Source organism: Rhodococcus sp. UYP9 (assembly GCF_040547235.1).
Taxonomy (GTDB): Bacteria; Actinomycetota; Actinomycetes; order Mycobacteriales; family Mycobacteriaceae; genus Rhodococcoides.
In genome coordinates this window covers 1-19346 of record NZ_JBEPPH010000004.1, presented here as the reverse complement: position 1 = coordinate 19346, position 19346 = coordinate 1, and the positions used below count along the sequence as shown (strand labels likewise).

The window sequence follows — 19346 nt, the reverse complement described above, 5'->3', positions numbered from 1 at the left end:
GAGAGCCGTAGTACACACCTTCGCCCCTACGCCTCGTACTGTTGTCTCTGTGACCGACGCCTCGATCTCCAAGCCGGACTTTTGCGACCATGAACGCAGTTCCGCGCTGATGACGGACCAGTACGAATTCACCATGCTCTCGGCCGCGCTCGCCGACGGTTCTGCGCACATACCGTGCAGTTTCGAGGTCTTCGCGCGGCGGCTGCCGAACGGCCGGCGTTACGGCGTCGTCGCCGGTACCGCCAGGTTCCTCGAGGCACTGACGCGATTCCGCTTCGGGCCTGCCGAGATCGAGGCGCTCGCCGCCTTCCTCCCGACCAAGACCCTCGAGTGGTTGGAGAATTATTCTTTCGGCGGGGACGTGGACGGCTACCTGGAGGGCGAGCTGTATTTTCCCGGCTCGCCGGTGCTGTCGGTACACGGAACCTTCGCCGAATGCGTCGTTCTGGAAACTCTTACCCTCTCGATTCTCAACCACGACAGCGCAATAGCGTCGGCGGCCGCACGCATGGCGAATTCTGCGGGTACGCGCCCACTCATCGAGATGGGTTCGCGTCGCACGCATGAAGAAGCCGCAGTCGCGGCCTCTCGCGCCGCCTACATCGCCGGATTCACCGCGACGTCGAACCTCGAAGCAGTACGACGCCACGGTGTCCCCGGAGCCGGAACTTCGGCGCACGCCTTCACCCTCCTCTACACCGACGCCGATGGTCCGAACGAGAAAGCCGCCTTCGCCGCGCAGGTTCGCAGTCAGGGGGTCGGCACGACGCTGCTCGTCGACACCTACGACATCACTGCCGGTGTCGCCAATGCCGTCGAGGTCGCCGGTACCGGCCTGGGCGGAGTACGCATCGATTCCGGTGACCTCGGAGTGCTCGCCCGGCAGGTCCGTCGTCAACTCGACGACCTCGGTGCCACGGAAACGAAGATCGTCGTATCGGGTGACCTCGACGAGTATGCAATCGCCGCATTACGTGCCGAACCGGTGGACAGCTACGGCGTCGGAACCTCGCTGGTGACCGGATCGGGGGCGCCGACCGCGGGCATGGTCTACAAGTTGGTCACGGTCGACGGCCGTCCCGTCGCCAAACGCAGCAGCCACAAGGAGTCCCGCGGGGGCGCCAAGGCCGCGATCCGAACTACACGCGCCACTGGAACTGCGGTCGAAGAAATCGTGTATCCAGTGGGCAGCACGCCGGTGATCGACGACGGACTCGACGCCATCGAATTGTGTAAGCCCCTGGTACGCGGCGGTGTGCAAGAACCGTCGCTACCGGGACTGGGCGCTGCACGAGAACTGCTCGCACAGCGTCTCGTCAGTCTCCCCTGGGAAGGACTCAAACTTTCGCAGGGCGAACCTGCACTGTCGACGCGGTTCATCGCAGCCCCCGCCTGAACCGTCGCCCGCGGCGGTGGCCGGACGGTGTCGATGGCCATCCGGTCGGTGAGTGGCAGTAGTCTTCTGCGGTGTCGTCGAAGTCCGAGCTCCCCACAGTTCCCGCCCTACTGAAGGTCGCGGTGCACTCGCTGGGAGGTAAGGAACGCAGCAATCAGCTCACGATGGCATCGGCCGTCGCGCACTCGATCGACACCGGGGAGCACCTGGCCGTACAGGCTGGGACCGGGACCGGTAAATCGCTGGCGTACCTCGTACCGAGCATCAGACATGCTGTCGAGTCCGGGCGCACCGTCGTCGTCTCGACGGCAACCATCGCGTTGCAACGTCAGCTCGTGGACCGTGACCTCCCACGACTGGCGGATGCACTGAAGGATGCGATCGGTAGGCGGCCGAAGTTCGCAATACTCAAGGGCCGCAACAACTATCTGTGCATGAACAAGATTCACACCGGAGCATCCGAGGAGAAGCCCGACGCCGAACTCTTCGACGCGTTCGCCATCTCACGCCTCGGCCGTGAGGTCGTCCGGCTCACGCAGTGGTCTTCCGACACCGATACCGGCGACCGTGACGACGTCGTCCCCGGCGTCAGCGATCAGGCATGGCGGCAGGTCAGCGTCACCGCACGTGAATGCCTCGGCAAGTCTCGATGCCCCGTCGGCGAGGACTGCTTCGCCGAGCGCGCACGCACCGAAGCGTCCCAGGTGGACGTAGTGGTCACCAACCACGCACTGCTGGCCATCGATGCCATCACCGGAATCCAGATTCTTCCCGAGCACGACGTGGTGGTCATCGACGAAGCGCACGAACTCGTCGATCGAGTCACCGGCGTTGCAACTTCGGAACTGTCTGCCGCCACGGTCACCGCTGCTGCTCGCCGGTGCGGCAAGCTGATCGAAGAGGAGATCGTCGACGCACTCGACGGCGCGGCGGACAACTGGGCTGCCATTCTCGACAGCCTCCCACCCGGCCGATGGTCGGCCCTCCCGGACGGGGTGGGACCTGCACTGGCCTCCGTTCGAGACTCCGCCTGGGCCGTTCGTACCGCGATCGGTCCGCAGAAGCAGAGCATGGCAGCCTCGGACCCGGAAGCCGCCGCCGCGCGCAATGCGGCCCTCGTGGCCATCGACGAAGTCCACGACAGCGCGGTACGAGTGCTCACCGCCTTCGACGAACCGGACCCGGCCAAACGTAAGGACGTCGTCTGGCATGCAGTCGACGACTTCCGTGGGAACGTCAAACGCACCGTCCGAATAGCGCCACTGTCGGTCGGGGGTCTACTGCGCAGCCGACTCTTCGCCGAGTCGACCGTGGTGTTGACTTCGGCGACGCTGACTGTCGGTGGCTCGTTCGACGGTCTCGCCATCAATTGGGGTCTTCCGGCCGAGAATTCTGCACGCAGCGACACGGCCATGGCGTCGGGCGTACAGCCGCCGTCGGACACCGCGTCGATTCATTGGAATTCGCTCGACGTCGGATCCCCGTTCGATCACGCGAAGGCCGGCATTCTGTATGTGGCCAAACATCTTTCGCCTCCCGGCCGTGACGGACTGTCCACCGAGTACTTGGACGAGATAGAGGCATTGGTCAGTGCTGCCGGTGGCCGGACACTGGGTCTGTTCTCCTCGATGCGCGCGGCGAAGACTGCCGCCGAAGCGATGCGCGAGCGGCTGGACACACCGATCCTGTGCCAGGGTGACGACTCCACGGGCGCGTTGGTCACCAAGTTCGCCGAGGACGAGGCAACCTCGCTCTTCGGCACCCTGTCACTGTGGCAAGGAGTGGACGTTCCCGGTCCATCGCTCAGCCTGGTGATCCTGGATCGGATCCCGTTCCCCAGACCGGACGACCCGCTCCTGGTGGCTCGGCAACAGGCAGTGGAGTCCCGTGGCGGCAACGGCTTCCTCTCGGTCGCCGCCAATCATGCCGCGCTTCTGCTCGCACAGGGCGTCGGCCGGTTGCTGCGCAGCGTCGACGACAGAGGCGTCGTCGCCATGCTCGACCCCCGACTTGCGACGGCTCGCTACGGCGGCTACCTCAGGGCCTCGCTTCCCCCGTTCTGGGAGACGTCCGACCCTGAGGTAGTGCGCAAAGCCCTCACCCGCCTTTCCGGAAGGTAGCCAACTTCGCGGAACGGGTTACGGATTCGGCGATTTCACCAAACCCAATTCGGCGTCACCGGCCAACAACGGATGGTGCGGCAGCACTCGTACGGTGTAACCGACTGCCCCGCTGACCGGCAGAGCGGTGTCGGTCTCGAAGACCTCCCCGAGCGAGTCCGTTCCTGAATGCGTCATGACCACAGTTCGGGTGTCGATCAGATCCTCGTCGTCGGTAACCCGGCCGAGCACAGCCTGAACGACGACGTCCGACGGCGAAAGACCTCCGAGTCGGACGTACGCCCGCAAGGTGAGCTTCGCGCCGATGACCGGGGTGTCGGGCAGGCCTTCGCTGTCGACCTGGACGACCTCGACGGAATGCCACGCGTCCTCGACCCGTCGGCGATACGCTGCGACGTCCTTCGCGCCTGTGTACTCGTCGCGGTCGACTGTGCGCGCCGCGGTCGCGGCCGGTGCGTAGTAACCGAGCGTGTAGTCACGAACCATCCTCGACGCCAGCACCTTCGGCCCCAGATGCTCGAGGGTGTGGCGAACCATCTCGATCCAGCGAGTCGGCACACCGTCGGTGCGGTCGTAGAATTTGGGCAACACCGACTGCTCCAGCAACTCGTAGAGCGCCGAGGCTTCGAGGTCGTCGCGGCGGCTCTCGTCCGTCACGCCGTCGGCAGTCGGTATGGCCCAGCCGTTCTCGCCGTCGTACATCTCGTCCCACCATCCGTCGCGGATGGACAGGTTGAGACCACCGTTCAACGCGGACTTCATGCCTGAGGTTCCGCAGGCTTCGAGTGGGCGAAGGGGGTTGTTGAGCCAGACGTCGCAGCCCCAGTAGAGGTATCGAGCCATCGACATGTCGTAGTCCGGTAGGAACACGATGCGATGGCGAACATCTGCGGCATCGGCGAACCGAACTATCTGCTGGATGAGAGCCTTGCCACCGTCGTCCGCAGGATGGGACTTTCCGGCAACGACCAATTGCACTGGACGGTCCGGGTCGAGGAGAAGCCTCTTCAGTCGTTCCGGTTCGCGCAGCATCAACGTCAGACGCTTGTACGTCGGCACTCGTCTCGCGAATCCGACCGTCAGTACGTTCGGATCGAAAACCCCTGAGGTCCAACCAAGTTCAGCCTCGGTCGAGCCTCGCTCCACACACGATCGATGCACCCGACGGCGAACTTCGTCGACGAGTTGACCCCGAAGATCGTTTCGCGTCGACCACAGCTTTTCGGACGGGACGTTCTGCAACTGTTCCCAGCCGCGTGCTTCCTCCAGCGCATCGGCACCGACGGTGTCGTTCGCCAGTTCCATCCACTCGCGCGCGGCCCAGGTAGGCGCGTGAACACCATTGGTGACCGAACCGATCGGTACCTCCGATACGTCGAATCCACGCCACAGATCGTTGAACATGCCCCGGCTGACGATCCCGTGCAGCTTCGAGACACCGTTGGCACGTTGGCCCAGACGAAGGCCCATATGCGCCATGTTGAACACCGACCGGTCGGGCTCACCGCCCAGCGCCAGAATGCGGTCCATCGGCAAACCTGGCAGCAAGGCCGAGTCGGCGGAGGCGTCGCTGCCGAAGTAGTGCCGGACCAGATCGGCCGGAAACCGGTCGATGCCCGCAGGCACCGGCGTGTGGGTGGTGAACACGGTTCCCGCTCGCACCGATGCGAGGGCGGAGTCGAAGTCCAATCCCTTGCCGGTGACGAGTTCGCGGATGCGTTCGGCACCGAGGAACCCTGCGTGCCCCTCGTTCATGTGGAACACCTCGGGGTCCGGCAAACCGTGCGCGTGCGTGTAAGCACGAATGGCACGTACCCCGCCGATTCCGGCCAGGATCTCCTGCTTGATGCGATGATCCTGGTCTCCGCCGTACAGGCGGTCGGTCACACCTCGAAGTTCCGGATCGTTGTCCGCGATATCGGAGTCCAACAACAGCAAGGGGACGCGTCCCACCTGCGCGATCCATACCCGGGCTCGCAGGACCCGCTCTCCCGGCATCGACACGTGAATGAGGACCGGCGCATTGGACGAGTCGGTGAGCAGACGCAGGGGCAGGCCCTGCGGATCGAGCGATGGGTAGCGCTCGGACTGCCATCCGTCGGCGGTCAGTGACTGCCGGAAGTATCCGGATCGGTAGAGAAGGCCGACTCCGATCAACGGCAGGCCCAAGTCGGACGCGGCTTTGAGATGGTCGCCCGCAAGGATGCCGAGTCCGCCCGAGTAGTTGGGCAGGACCTCGCTGACACCGAACTCCATCGAGAAGTAACCGATGCCGGTGGGCAGCGAAGAATCGGTGCGCTGCTTCTTCTGGAACCAGAGTGGACGAGTCAGGTAGTCCGACAGATCGCCGGACACTACCGCAAGGCGGTCGACGAAAGTCGGATCGTCTGCAAGTTCTTCCAGGCGCTTCGGCGCGACCGCTCCGAGCAGAGCGATGGGATCGCGATCGAGTTCGACCCAGAGCGCTGGGTCGATTTCCTCGAAGAGTTGTTGAGTAGGTGGGTGCCACGACCAGCGGAGGTTTGTCGAAAGCTCCGCTAGGGCATTCAGACGCTCGGGCAGGTGGGCTCGGACAGTGAACCGACGCAAGGCTTTCACGAAACGAACACTACCCACGTTGTCCGTGCATGGCCGGACTCACCGGCGCTACCGGTGGGGAACGACCGACGGACAGCCGAAAATCGCCGACGGAGGCCGCTGACACAGGCACAGCGCCGCTGTCTGCACTACGGTTGTTCACGAGAGCACGCCGACCATCAGTTACTCGGCCGTCGCACCCGATGCGACCGGCCGAACGGAGCGAAGAACGGAGTGTGAAGTGACAGGTCGACTCGGTATCGACAATGTCCTTCCAGACACGAGCACCGGAAAATACCCCGCGAAAGCGGTGGTAGGCGAAGCATTTCCGGTTTCGGCGGATGTGTGGCGAGAGGGTCACGACGCGGTTGCCGCAACGCTCGCAGTTCGTGGCCCCGGAGTTCGGACCCCACTGCGTATCACCATGACCCCGGGTAGTGAACCCGATACGTTCGACGCACTCTTCACTCCGAGCACCCCCGGTTACTGGATCTGCCGAATCGAGGCGTGGAGCGATCCCGTCTCGACGTGGAAGCATGCACTCGAAGCCAAACTGGGCGTGGGTCAGAGCGCCACCGAGCTGGCCAACGACTTGGAAATCGGTGCACGTGTATTCGAGCGCGCCGCCAAGGGTGTGCCCAGCGAGGAACGAGCGCTTCTCGTCGACGTCGTCACTGCGCTGCGCGACACCGCCCGTCAGCTTCCGGCTCGCGTCGCGTCGGCGTTCACACCGGCAGTGGCAGATCTTCTGCACGAGTACCCGCTGCGCGAGCTGGTGACGCGTTCCCCCGCCATCAATGTTTGGGTGGATCGCAACCGCGCGCTCAACGGCGCCTGGTACGAGTTCTTTCCCCGGTCGACAGGTGGATGGAACGAAGATGGCACACCCCGTCATGGCACGTTCGCCACATCCATCGAACAACTCCCCCGCATTGCCGGCATGGGATTCGATATCGTCTACCTTCCACCGATCCACCCGATCGGTGAGATCAATCGGAAGGGACCGAACAACACGCTGACCCCGGCGCCACACGACGTCGGTTCACCGTGGGCCATCGGTTCCAAAGACGGCGGACACGACGCAATCCATCCCGAACTCGGGACCGAAGACGACTTTCGGGCGTTCGTCGAAACTGCCAATGCACTCGATCTCGAGGTCGCACTCGATTTGGCGCTTCAGGCAGCCCCGGACCACCCGTGGGCAGCGACCCATCCGGAGTGGTTCACGGTCCTTCCCGACGGCACGATCGCCTACGCCGAAAATCCCCCCAAGAAGTACCAGGACATCTATCCGGTCAACTTCGACAACGATCGCCGCGGCATCTACAACGAGGTTCTGCGCGTCACTCGACATTGGATTGCGCTGGGAGTCAAGATCTTCCGAGTGGACAACCCACATACCAAGCCACCAGATTTCTGGGAATGGCTCATCGCCGAGATCAAGAAGTCTCATCCGGAGGTGCTGTTCCTCGCCGAGGCTTTCACCAGGCCTGCGCGGATGTACGGGTTGGCCAAGCGTGGCTTCACTCAGTCCTACACGTACTTCACGTGGCGGGTTGCCAAGTGGGAGCTCACCGAGTTCGCCGAGGAGCATGCCCGACGCGCAGACGATGCGCGGCCGAATCTGTTCGTCAACACTCCGGACATCCTTCACGAAAGCCTCCAGACCGGCGGACCCGGAATGTTCGCACTTCGTGCTGCGCTGGCGGCAACCCTGTCGCCCACGTGGGGTGTGTACTCGGGTTACGAATTGTTCGAGCACCAAGCCGTGCGTCCGGGCAGCGAGGAGTATCTCGATTCGGAAAAGTACCAACTCCGTCCCCGAGACTTCGAAGGCGCACTGGCCCGAGGCGAATCATTGGAGCCGTGGCTGGCGACGCTGAATTCGATCAGGCGGGCGCACCCGGCTCTACAACAGTTGCGCAACATCCATTTTCACCATGTCGACAACGACGCGCTGATCGCCTATTCGAAGTTCGATCCGGTCACCGGCGACTCGGTACTCGTGGTGATCAACCTCGATCCGTTCGGACCGGAAGAAGGCACCATCTGGTTGGACATGCCTGAGCTCGGACACGACTGGCATGACAGCCTCACCGTCACCGACGAAGTCAGTGGCCAGCAATTCAATTGGGGACAGACCAATTTCGTCAGATTGGAACCGTGGAAGTCAGTGGCGCACATATTGGCGCTACCGCCGATTCCGTATCCGGCACGGCTCGAACTGGCATACCGCGGCAACCGGAAGTGAGTGGGAAAATCGTGACCGACAACCCGACGACAACCGATATTGCCTCACCGAGCAGCAATGATCTCGATTTGCTCGCCCAAGGCAGACATTACGATCCGCACTCGGTGCTCGGCGCTCACCCAGTGCCCGGCGGAACGGCCATTCGCGCGCTCAAGCCGAACGCGGAGTCGGTTGTCGCGCGCATCGGCGGCGTCGACTATCCGTTGACTCATGTTGCGCACGGCGTGTTCAGCGTCGTCGTACCGTTCACCGATTCGATGGACTACCGACTCGTCGTCACCTGGCCCGGCGGATACACCGCCGAGTCCGCCGACGGTTACCGGTTCCTCCCCACGCTGGGAGAACTGGACCTCCACCTGTTCGGCGAGGGTAGGCACGAGCGACTGTGGGACATCCTCGGTGCCCACGAGCAGAACTACACCACCCCGGACGGCGACGTCAGCGGCACCTCGTTCGCAGTGTGGGCGCCGGCTGCCGCGGGCGTGACCGTAGTCGGAAGTTTCGACGGGTGGTCGGGCCAGAGTTGGCCTATGCGTGCGCTCGGATCCACCGGTGTCTGGGAGCTGTTCGTTCCCGATGTCGGACCTGGAACCATCTACAAGTATCGCGTCCACGGGTCCGATGGCGTTGTGCGTGACAAGGCCGATCCGATGGCATTCGCTACCGAGGTTCCACCTGCCACCGGATCGATCGTCGCCGGCTCCACGTTCGAGTGGTCCGACGACGACTGGCTCGCAGCACGCGCGGAGATCGAGCCGACTCGGGCGCCGATGAGCGTCTACGAAGTGCACTTGGCCTCCTGGCGTCCTGGCCTCGACTATCGCCAATTGGCTGTGCAGCTGGCCGAGTACATGCTCGAAACCGGATTCACCCACGTCGAGTTGTTGCCGGTCGCCGAGCACCCGTTCGGTGGGTCGTGGGGCTACCAGGTGACGTCCTACTACGCCCCGACCTCACGGTTCGGCAGCCCCGACGATTTCCGCTTCTTCGTCGATCACCTGCACGAGGCAGGCATCGGCGTCCTCGTCGATTGGGTGCCCGCTCACTTCCCGAAGGACGAGTGGGCATTGGCCCGTTTCGACGGCGGCCCGCTCTACGAGCACGGGGATCCTCAACGCGGCGAGCAACTCGACTGGGGCACGCTGGTCTTCGACTTCGGTCGTCGCGAGGTACGGAACTTCCTGGTCGCCAACGCGCTGTACTGGCTCGACGAGTTCCACATCGACGGATTACGCGTCGACGCCGTCGCATCCATGATCTACCTCGACTACTCCCGTCCCGAGGGTGGTTGGACGCCGAACATCTACGGCGGCCGCGAGAACCTCGAAGCGGTGTCGTTTCTGCAGGAAATGAACGCGACAGTGCACAAGAAGCACCGGGGCGTCGTCACCGTCGCCGAAGAGTCCACTGCGTGGCCCGGCGTCACCCGTCCGACCAGTGTCGGTGGCCTCGGCTTCAACATGAAGTGGAACATGGGCTGGATGCACGACACGCTCGACTTCCTCGGGCGCGATCCGATTCACCGCAGCTTTCACCATCACGAGATCACGTTCTCGTTGGTGTACGCGTGGAGTGAGAATTACCTCTTGCCGATCAGTCACGACGAAGTCGTCCACGGCAAAGGCACGTTGTGGTCACGCATGCCCGGGGACAACTTCACCAAAGCTGCTGGGATGCGCGGTCTGCTTGCGTACATGTGGGCACACCCCGGCAAGCAGTTGCTCTTCATGGGTCAGGAGTTCGGTCAGACCCGTGAGTGGTCCGAGGAGCGCGGGCTCGACTGGTACCAACTCGACGACCATAACGACGACGGTCTGCACCGCGGGGTACTGAACTTGGTCAGTGACCTCAACTCCGTCTACCGGGCGAACTCTGCTCTCTGGACTCTGGACACGTCCCCCAGCGGGTATTCGTGGATCGATGCCAACGACACCGAGAACAACGTGCTCAGCTTCTTGCGCTACGGCGCGGACGGATCTGTTGTCGCGTGTATCTTCAACTTCTCGGGAGTCGTACATGGCGACTATCGTGTCGGACTACCGGAGCCTGGTCGCTGGATCGAGATCCTCAATACGGACGCAGAATCCTACGGCGGTTCGGGGGTCGGCAATCTCGGAGAAGTAACCGCAACATCGCACTCGTGGCACGGTCGACCGTCTTCCGCACAGGTGGCGCTTCCCGCCCACGGCGCGATTTGGATAAAACTGGAGCGTTGAATGAGTGGCGGTCGTACCCGACACACACTGTGGATGACCGCCGTGATCACCATGATGGTAGTGAGTGGATGTGGTTCCTCGGTCGAAGGCCGGGCAGTGTCGATCTACGACAACCCTTTCACCGTGGCTGGGTTACCGGTCACGGATGGGCCGAGCGGGCCGCGTCCGGGAGCACCGCACTCGACGCTCGAGGTGCGCAATGCCGAGGGCACGGATTCCGACATTCTCGCCACTGACGCCATCGACGACATCCAGCGGTATTGGGCACAGACCTACCCGGAACTGTTCAAGGGCACCTTCGCCCCTGTGTCGGCACTCATCTCCTGGGACGCAGGCGAAGACGAGGACGAAGGCATCAGGTTCTGCGGGGACAGGACCGGCGGAATTCCCAACGCTGCGTACTGCTCTCGCGACGACACCATCGGCTGGGATCGAACGATTCTGCTGCCCGCATTGATCGACGCCTTCGGTCCGATGTCGGTCGTCATGGTCATCGCACACGAATACGGCCATGCCGTGCAGTATCAGTCCGGTCTGATCGGCGAGGACACCCCAACGATCGTTGCCGAGCAGCAGGCCGACTGCTTCGCCGGTGCCTTCGTTCGGCATGTCGCCGAAGGGGATTCGACACATTTCACCATCAACACCTCCGACGGCCTCAACGGCGTACTCGCCGCAACCGTCGCAGTCCGCGACGTCGATCCCAACGATCCGGATTCGGTCCACGGCACCGCCTTCGAACGTGTCACCGCAGTACAGATCGGATTCACCGACGGAGCGGCGGCCTGTACCGAGATCGACGAAGCCGAGATCGAATCGCGCCGAGCGGATCTCCCCCAGCAGTTCAGCAACGCCGCCGACGACGGCGAGCTTCCGGTCACCGTGGAGACGCTGGAGGCATTCGTCAGGTCGTTCGAAAGCCTGCTGACACTGCAGAACCCACCCACCGTCACCTATGCCGGGTCGGACACCGATTGTCCGGACGGCACCTCGACCGAGCCGGTGTCGTACTGCGCCTCGACCAACACCATCGGCGTGGACGTCGACGCCCTCGCCGAGCTCGGCACCGCCGAACGTCCACGGCGCGGAGACGTCATTCCCCTCAACGTATCCGGCGACTACAGCGCGTATGTGCTGTTCGCTTCGCGATACACGCTTGCCGTCCAGAACGAGGCAGGCCAACCGCTCGACAACCCACAGACTGCGTTGCGATCGGCCTGCCTGGCCGGTGTCATCACCGCAGGCCTGAGCGCCGAGAACCGAACCAGCACTTCGGAGTTGGAAGTGTGGCTCTCCCCTGGCGACCTCGACGAGGCCGTGTCGGGCCTACTGAGCGACGGATTGACTGCCAGCGATATCGACGGAGTGACGCTTCCCAGCGGATTCTCTCGCGTCGACGCATTCCGGTCGGGTGTGCTGGGCGGACGCGAGCAGTGCAACACCCGCTACCGCTGACCAGCACATAGCCGAAAATCAATACAGCGCAGAAGCCAACTTTCGACGGGCAGCCACCACGATCGGGTCCGCAGCATCGAACAACTCGAAGAGTTCGAGTAAGCGCGTCCGCAGTTGCGTGCGCTCGTCACCTGCGGTCTTCTTGATGCCGGCAATGAGCCGTGCGAACGCAGCTTCGGGTTTCTGCTGAGACAGCTCGACGTCAGCAGCTTCGATCTGAGCCGTCACGTCGGACGGCGCCGAATCTGCGCGTTCCACGGCGTCGACATCGACGTGTTGGACTCGTGCGAGAAAGCGCACCTGCCGAAGCGCAGCAAGCGCCTCCGTGTTCGACGGCTCGGCGTCGATGATCGCCTGATATGCAGCTTCGGCAGCGACGAAGTCCCCCTCGTCTATTGCCTCCTCGGCAGCGACGAAACGCGGATCCTCCGGCTCGGGTTCATCCTCGCCCGCGTCGCCGCGCGCGTTGGGCGGGCCGGTGAGTTTGCCCGCCGTCGCCTGCTCGACAGCCTCGAGCCATTTGCGCAGCTGTTCATCGGGCTGCGAGCCCTCGAAATCAGCAAGGGGCTGTCCAGCTGCTACCGCGATGACCGTCGGAATGGCCTTGACGCCGAAGGCTTGCGCAATCTGAGGGTTGCTGTCGACATCCACCCGCGCATGCACCCAAGCACCGCCCGCCTCGAGCGCCAGCTGGCCCAGTTGCCGAGTCAGCGCAGCAGATTGTGGCGACCGAGCCGATCCGAGATCTACGATCACCGGGACCTGCGAGGACCGCTGCAGGACCTCCGCCTCGAAGTTGGCAGTCGTCACATCGACGATGGGAGCCAATCCTGCTGAAGAGTCGTCGCTTCCAGCGGCAGGCGGCGGCGCCGGACGATCCTTCAGAGCGGAGAGGTCGACGGCCCCTGCGATGGATGCCGGGACGGCAGTTGGCGGACGGGCTGAAGAGTGAGAACCGGGACGAGTCACGCCCTACAGTTTGTCACTAACGGTGAAGACTCACTACTGCTGGTACTCGCGGGAACTACGAGGGCGTGCCTGCGCCCTTCGCGAGAGCAGGTTCGGAGGAGCTCAGCTCGGCGAGACGGCCTGTTCGCATGGCCCAGATCTCGAAGACGACGGTACCGAACGGCGGAATGCTGGCAAGAAGGGCGAGCACGCTGGTCTTGATATCCCAGCGGAGTTTGACTGCTGTCAGGATCGAGATCAGGACGTAGATCACGAACACCGCGCCGTGTATCGGTCCGAAAATTTTGACACCGATCTCGTTGCCGTCTGCAGGCAGCCACTTGAAGGCCATTCCAACCAAGAGACCCAGCCAGGTAAACGCCTCGAGGACTGCGAAGAATCGGAATCGCTTGGCCGTGGTGCTCAGATCGAAGAAGGTCAGCATGCGCCCCATTGTGCCCGATCGACTACGACAGAGCGTAGTGGGTCTGGTCTCACTTCGACGCCCGAGCAGAAGCAGCGAGCGCGAAATGAGACCAGACCGAACGTCAGGACTTCGGTACTCGAACGATCAGCGCATCGCCCTGTCCGCCGCCACCGCACAATGCTGCCGCGCCGATTCCTCCGCCGCGTCGTCCGAGCTCGAGGGCGAGATGCAGCGCGATACGTGCACCGGACATTCCCAGGGGGTGACCGATAGCGATTGCCCCACCGTTGACGTTGACCTTGGCCTCGTCGATGCCGAGTTCACGGGTGGAGGCGATACCTACTGCAGCGAAAGCCTCGTTGATCTCGATCAGATCGAGATCCTTAGGATCGATCCCTTCCTTGGCGCACGCCTTGGCGATAGCCCGAGCGGGCTGGCTCTGCAGCGAGGAATCCGGGCCTGCGACGACACCGTGCGCACCGATCTCGGCAATCCACGTCAGCCCGAGACTCTCTGCCTTGTCGCGGCTCATGACGATCACAGCTGCAGCACCGTCGTTGATGGTCGAGGCATTGCCCGCGGTGATCGTGCCGGTCTTGCTGAACGCCGGCCGAAGCTTGGCGAGGGTATCGGTGGTCGTATCGGCGCGGATGCCTTCGTCCTGGGACACCACGATCGGGTCGCCCTTGCGCTGCGGGATGCTGACCGGAACGACCTCGTCGTCGAAGATCCCGTTCTTCCATGCCGCCGCCGCCCGCTGATGAGATGCGGCCGCGAACGCGTCCTGTTCCTCACGAGTGCTGGCAGTGGGGCCTTCGTTGCGTGATTCGGTGAGTCCACCCATCGCCTGATCGGTGAAGACGTCGTACAGGCCGTCGTAGGCCAGATGATCGCGCATCGTCACGTCGCCGTACTTGTAGCCCGCGCGAGACTTTTCGAGCATGTGCGGCGCCTGGGTCATCGACTCCTGACCGCCGGCAACGACGACCTCGAACTCGCCTGCCCGGATCAGCTGATCAGCGAGGGCGATCGCGTCGACCCCGGAAAGGCACACCTTGTTGATGGTCAGTGCAGGCACGTCCATCGGAATACCGGCGGCAGCAGCGGCCTGGCGAGCAGGGATCTGACCTGCACCTGCGGTGAGAACCTGGCCCATGATGACGTACTCGACGAGTTCCGGGGCGACACCGGCCTTCTCGAGCGCACCCTTGATCGCGATACCGCCGAGGTCCGAACCGGACATATCCTTCAACGCCCCGGACAGCTTGCCTACCGGTGTGCGAGCCCCGGCGATGATGACAGAAGTGGTCACAATGTTCCTCCAACCAATTGCGCGAAAAGTGAGTCGTCGATCTCTACAACAGCCCCAGTGAGCGATTCGATCCAGCTGACGCTAACGTCGACTGCATGACCTCCACCACGCAGTCTCCCACGGGTGCCCCACTCCGATCCGACCTGGTGACGGCTATCGACCACGTCGGCGTCGCTGTGCCGGACCTCGACGTCGCCATTGCCTGGTACACCGAACATCTCGGAATGGTGGCAACACACGAAGAAGTCAACGCGGAGCAGGGCGTCCGCGAAGCCATGCTGTCCTTTCCCGGTGCCACTTCGGCGTCGGCCGCACTTCAATTGCTCGCACCGCTGAACGAGGAGTCGACCATCGCCAAGTTCATCGGCCGTAGCGGACCCGGCCTGCAGCAACTGGCATACCGGGTCAGCAGCATCGAGGAAATCTCCGACGAACTACGCAGTCGTGGAGTTCGGCTGCTCTACGACGCACCTCGTCGCGGCACCGCAGATTCACGGATCAATTTCATTCACCCCAAAGATGCCGGTGGCGTACTCATCGAATTGGTGGAACCATCCGAGATATCAGTTCATTGACCCACCGTATGGCCCTGAAAACCTGGCAAAGGTAAGTTGACCGCCATGGCAAACGAGCAAGATCGCACCGGGGTGCAACTTCCTTTCTCTCTCGTACGAAAAGGATTCGATCGCGACGAAGTCACCAACTACTTCGAACGGTTCGACGCCGAGCTTCGGCTGACTACCGCGGATCGCGATGCCGCTGCAGCCCAAGCCCGCGACCTGGCCAAACAACTCGATGATGCTCGTGACGAGATCGACGAACTGCGCAAGGACATCGACCGACTGTCGGTGCCTCCTACTACTGCAGAGGGAATGAGTGACCGGATCTCGCGGATGCTCAGACTCGCATCCGACGAGGCCTCCGAAGTTCGGGCCAAGGCGCACGCCGAGTCCGAGGAGATGGTCTCGGTCGCCGAGCAAGAAAGCGCGCGTCTGCGCGGCCGTCACGAATCACTCGTCGCGGAGTTGGAGGAGCGTCGTTCTGCGCTGGAAACCGAGCACGAGCAGACGATGGCTCAGGCGCGTACCGAGGCAGCACGCGTGGTGGAGGCAGCGCAGTCCGAGCGCGATCAGCTCGCCGCCGAGTCCGAGGCCAAGCGCGCCAAGGTTCAAGAGGATTTCGAGATCACGATGGCCGACCGCCGCACCAAGATCCTCGCGGCTCTCGAAGACCTAGAAGCATCGAGCAAGGCCGACGCTGCACACCGCATCGAAGAGGCCACGAAAGAATCGACCCGCCGACTGCAGGCCGCGACCGAACAGGCCGAACGACGGATCGCGCACTCGAAGGAACTGGCCGAGGAACTACGAGTACTGCGCAGCCGTGTGCTCGCTCAGCTGCTCGGTATTCGTGGCCAACTCGACTCCGTGCCCGCAATGCTGGCGTCGGTCAACCGAGAGAGCGAACTGCTCGACGCAGCCGAGCCCACCGCTTCCACGAAGGCCAAGGACGACGCGGTCGATCTCGGGAAGGAAAAGGCCTCCACGTCATCTTGAGTCACCGGGCGCTGGCTACGACCAGCGCCTGGTCAGGCCCCTCGTGCCGCGGCCGGACCAACACCCTGTGTGCCAATGCCGTCGGTCCTCCGGGCCTCCCAGATCGTCCGACGGCCACGCGACCACGTGCGCGACACCCGGCCGCACCTCGTGATCACAGCCTGGACAGCGATACGTCTTCGTGGCTCTGTTTCCGGGCACCGTCCGAAAAGTGAATTCCTCATCGGACCATCCCGCCGGTCCGCCCTCTACCCGGGCGCCGCCGAGAAGCGAATCCGGAGATCCTGCTGCTTTCTTGCGGACCGCTTTGCGGTCGTGGTTCCGTCGAGGCACAGTACGAGTGTAAGAGAAACGTTCGAGCGACTGCGACGGCACATGAATCAGAACAGGCGGAACTCGGTGCTTTCGGTCCCTCGCAGCACGTCGTAGTCGAGCGTCACGCATCGGATTCCGCGGTCGACGGCCAATGTTTTGGCTTGTGGCTTGATCACTTGTGCCGCGAACACTCCACTCACCGGCGATAGCACCGGATCCCGATTCAGCAGTTCGAGATAGCGTGTCAACTGCTCGACCCCGTCGATTTCGCCACGCCGCTTGATCTCCACGGCCACCGTTCCTCCGTCGGCATTGCGGCAAAGAAGATCCACCGGCCCAATGGCCGTCATGTATTCGCGACGCACAAGCGTGTAACCGGTACCGAGTGTCTCGACATGCTCGGCGAGCAACTCCTGAAGGTGGGACTCGACCCCGTCCTTCACCAAGCCGGGATCGATACCAAGCTCATGACTCGAGTCGAGCTCGACATCGTCGATCGTGATTCGAAGTTCCTCGCCGGCCTTGTTCGTCACGACCCACTTGATCGTCTCGCCCACGGTCGTCTCGGCCATCCAACACGGCGGGCTCATCCAGTTCAACGGCTTGTACGCGCGATCGTCCGCATGCACACTCACCGAGCCGTCGGACTTCACCAGAAGAAGCCGACGTGCAGGGGGAAGATGGGCAGTGAGGCGGCCGACATAGTCCACTTGGCAACGAGCAATTACGAGACGCACTCGCCCACCCTAAGCCAGAGCGCCCGCTAGTCTATGACCACCATGCCGCAACCGAGACGATCCGTCGCGCCTCTCGGATCCCGCCTACTCGGCGACATATCCGAATCACCCCGTCGCCGTCGTATACGTGTGCAACTGCTGCTGACTACGTTCCTGCTCGGGGCAAATCTGATCGGCGCCGTCATCGTCGTCACTTTGGTCAGTGTCGTCGTTCCCGGGCCGGATGTTCTCGTCGAGAAATATTGGTGGGTCAACTTCATAGTCGTTCCGGTATACGTCTTACTGTCCTTCGTCGTCGGGGTGCTATGGGGAACGACGAGAGCACTCCGAGCACTCCGGTGGGCAGTCGAGGACCGTCCGCCGACACGCCGAGAACAGGTCAACACGTTGTCGATGCCTTGGCAGTTGACCCGAGTGCAGATCCTTCTGTGGACCGTCGGCCTGATTCTGATCACCACAATCGACGGCATCATCGATCCTCAATCGATTCCCAAGGTGGCATTCACTATCGGTGCAGGCGGAACAGTTGTCTGCGCTTTCAGCTATCTGTTGAGCGAATTCGCGTTGCGCCCCGCTGCCGCCCGCGCACTCGAGGCAGGCGATCCACGTCGGATTCGGATCGCCGGAGTGATGGGCCGATCTATCCTCTCCTGGATCCTCGGAACCGGAGTGCCAGTAGCGGGTCTGATGATCATCGCGATCTTCAGTTTCATCCGGCCGTACTACACCGCATCGGGTCAATTGGCAGTCGCGATTCTGGCGCTGGGCGGAATCACGCTCATCTTCGGGTTCTTTCTGACACTTCTCGGAGGATTTGCCACGACCGCACCCATCAGCAACGTCAGATCCGGGATGGCAGAAGTCGAACGCGGAAACCTCGACGTCCATCTGGCTGTATACGACGGAACCGAATTGGGTGAGCTACAAAGCGGCTTCAACAGAATGGCAGACGGAATCCGCGAGCGTGAGAAGATCCGCGACCTCTTCGGCCGCCACGTCGGACAGGAAGTCGCAGAGGCTGCTCTCAGCAAGACCTCGGAACTGGGCGGCGAAGAACGCGACATCGCGGTGTTCTTCATCGACCTGGTCGGTTCGACGGAGCTTGCCGCATCCAGTCCCCCGAGAGAGGTCGTCGACCTTCTCAACCGCTTCTTCGCGGTCGTCGTCGACGAGGTCGACGACCACGGTGGCTTCATCAACAAATTCGAGGGCGACGCCGCCCTCGCGATCTTCGGTGCGCCCGGCGAAATGTCAGACCATTGCGGTTCCGCGCTAGCGGCGGCCCGAAAAATCAGTACCCGATTGCTCGACGAAGTCCCCGAATGCAGTGCAGCAGTGGGCGTTGCATCCGGCCGTGCCGTGGCCGGCAACGTGGGAGCGAAGTCGCGCTTCGAATACACCGTCATCGGTGACCCGGTCAACGAAGCTGCCAGATTGTCCGAACTCGCCAAGAACGCTCCTGGTGCCATCCTCGCATCGAAGGCAACGGTCGACAACGCCACGCAGGCAGAAGCGTCGCTCTGGGACCTCGGCGACAGCGTCACATTGCGCGGACGATCAGTTCACACCGTCCTCGCCAGCCCGAAGCAACCGGCCGAGTCGGATCGGGGCTCGTAAGGAGGTGTGAGGGTGAGTCTTGCTGCGCCACCCCCCCTGATTGCTTCAATGGTCCATTCATACGATCAGATAGCGTCGGTGCGCCATCGAAGCAGTGCCGTCGACGGTGTCGATGACGACAGGAATGCCGATGATGCGCCCCCCTGACCGCGTCGATGGACCATTCATACGATCAGATAACGTCGGTGCGCCACCGAAGCGACAGTCGAACACGAATGTGGGATGTGGACCCGCCGACGCTATCGACACAGCAGCCACCAGCACACCAAGAGCAATAAACGCAGGAAAGCCCCCAACCATACGGTTGTGGGCTTTCCTGCAAACTGTGTTCGGCGGTGTCCTACTCTCCCACACCCTGTCGAGTGCAGTACCATCGGCGCTGGAGGGCTTAGCTTCCGGGTTCGGAATGGGACCGGGCG

14 protein-coding genes and 1 rRNA gene are annotated in these 19346 nt (G+C 62.9%); 8 read left to right on the top strand and 7 right to left on the bottom strand.

Annotated elements, in window-relative coordinates; translation table 11 throughout:
• The first annotated feature begins 109 nt into the window (after positions 1-109).
• On the top strand, positions 110-1396 hold the full coding sequence (locus tag ABIB36_RS12840; RefSeq protein WP_256895327.1) for a nicotinate phosphoribosyltransferase: 1287 nt from the start codon (positions 110-112) through the stop codon (positions 1394-1396).
• Positions 1397-1467: 71 nt separating this feature from the next.
• Entirely contained in the window at positions 1468-3516 is a 2049-nt protein-coding gene (locus ABIB36_RS12835; protein WP_354561621.1) for an ATP-dependent DNA helicase, read from the top strand.
• Positions 3517-3534: 18 nt separating this feature from the next.
• Here the strand turns inward: ABIB36_RS12835 and glgP are convergent, their stop codons facing one another.
• Positions 3535-6114, bottom strand: a complete 2580-nt coding sequence (glgP, locus tag ABIB36_RS12830; protein ID WP_084345082.1) for an alpha-glucan family phosphorylase — start codon at positions 6112-6114, stop codon at positions 3535-3537.
• 220 nt (positions 6115-6334) lie between these two features.
• Between glgP and ABIB36_RS12825 the strand changes: the two genes are divergently transcribed.
• Genes ABIB36_RS12825 through ABIB36_RS12815 form a run of 3 tightly spaced genes read left to right on the top strand, consistent with a single transcriptional unit; the run spans position 6335 to position 12015 of the window.
• On the top strand, positions 6335-8344 hold the full coding sequence (locus ABIB36_RS12825) for a maltotransferase domain-containing protein (protein ID WP_354561618.1): 2010 nt from the start codon (positions 6335-6337) through the stop codon (positions 8342-8344).
• A gap of 11 nt (positions 8345-8355) precedes the next feature.
• Entirely contained in the window at positions 8356-10560 is a 2205-nt protein-coding gene (glgB, locus tag ABIB36_RS12820; RefSeq protein WP_354561616.1) for a 1,4-alpha-glucan branching protein GlgB, read from the top strand.
• Positions 10561-12015, top strand: coding sequence for a neutral zinc metallopeptidase (locus ABIB36_RS12815; protein WP_354561614.1), 1455 nt, complete (start codon positions 10561-10563; stop codon positions 12013-12015).
• 18 nt (positions 12016-12033) lie between these two features.
• On the opposite strand, the gene ABIB36_RS12810 is transcribed toward ABIB36_RS12815, so the two are convergent.
• From ABIB36_RS12810 to ABIB36_RS12800, 3 genes are all read right to left on the bottom strand, one after another.
• Positions 12034-12927 (bottom strand): tetratricopeptide repeat protein, encoded by an 894-nt coding sequence (locus tag ABIB36_RS12810; protein ID WP_084345096.1) that lies wholly within the window; start codon positions 12925-12927, stop codon positions 12034-12036.
• Between the two features lie 112 nt (positions 12928-13039).
• Complete coding sequence (locus ABIB36_RS12805; protein WP_354561612.1) at positions 13040-13408, bottom strand: DUF3817 domain-containing protein; 369 nt, start codon at positions 13406-13408, stop codon at positions 13040-13042.
• A 103-nt stretch (positions 13409-13511) separates the two neighbouring features.
• The gene (locus tag ABIB36_RS12800) at positions 13512-14702 is read right to left on the bottom strand and encodes an acetyl-CoA C-acetyltransferase (protein WP_354561610.1); all 1191 of its coding nucleotides are present in this window, start codon (positions 14700-14702) and stop codon (positions 13512-13514) included.
• A 95-nt stretch (positions 14703-14797) separates the two neighbouring features.
• Between ABIB36_RS12800 and mce the strand changes: the two genes are divergently transcribed.
• Complete coding sequence (gene mce, locus ABIB36_RS12795; protein ID WP_354561608.1) at positions 14798-15277, top strand: methylmalonyl-CoA epimerase; 480 nt, start codon at positions 14798-14800, stop codon at positions 15275-15277.
• Between the two features lie 45 nt (positions 15278-15322).
• Positions 15323-16258 (top strand): coiled-coil domain-containing protein, encoded by a 936-nt coding sequence (locus ABIB36_RS12790; protein WP_084345088.1) that lies wholly within the window; start codon positions 15323-15325, stop codon positions 16256-16258.
• A gap of 15 nt (positions 16259-16273) precedes the next feature.
• Here the strand turns inward: ABIB36_RS12790 and ABIB36_RS12785 are convergent, their stop codons facing one another.
• Positions 16274-16591: an Rv1322 family protein gene (locus ABIB36_RS12785; protein WP_084345097.1), complete on the bottom strand. Its 318-nt coding sequence runs from the start codon at positions 16589-16591 to the stop codon at positions 16274-16276.
• A 47-nt stretch (positions 16592-16638) separates the two neighbouring features.
• Entirely contained in the window at positions 16639-17310 is a 672-nt protein-coding gene (gene nucS, locus ABIB36_RS12780) for an endonuclease NucS (RefSeq protein ID WP_354561605.1), read from the bottom strand.
• Between the two features lie 42 nt (positions 17311-17352).
• Here nucS and ABIB36_RS12775 point away from each other — a divergent pair, with 42 nt between their 5' ends.
• The gene (locus tag ABIB36_RS12775) at positions 17353-18927 is read left to right on the top strand and encodes an adenylate/guanylate cyclase domain-containing protein (RefSeq protein WP_354561603.1); all 1575 of its coding nucleotides are present in this window, start codon (positions 17353-17355) and stop codon (positions 18925-18927) included.
• A 327-nt stretch (positions 18928-19254) separates the two neighbouring features.
• Here the strand turns inward: ABIB36_RS12775 and rrf are convergent.
• Positions 19255-19346 (bottom strand): 5S ribosomal RNA (rrf, locus tag ABIB36_RS12770); the annotation flags it as partial.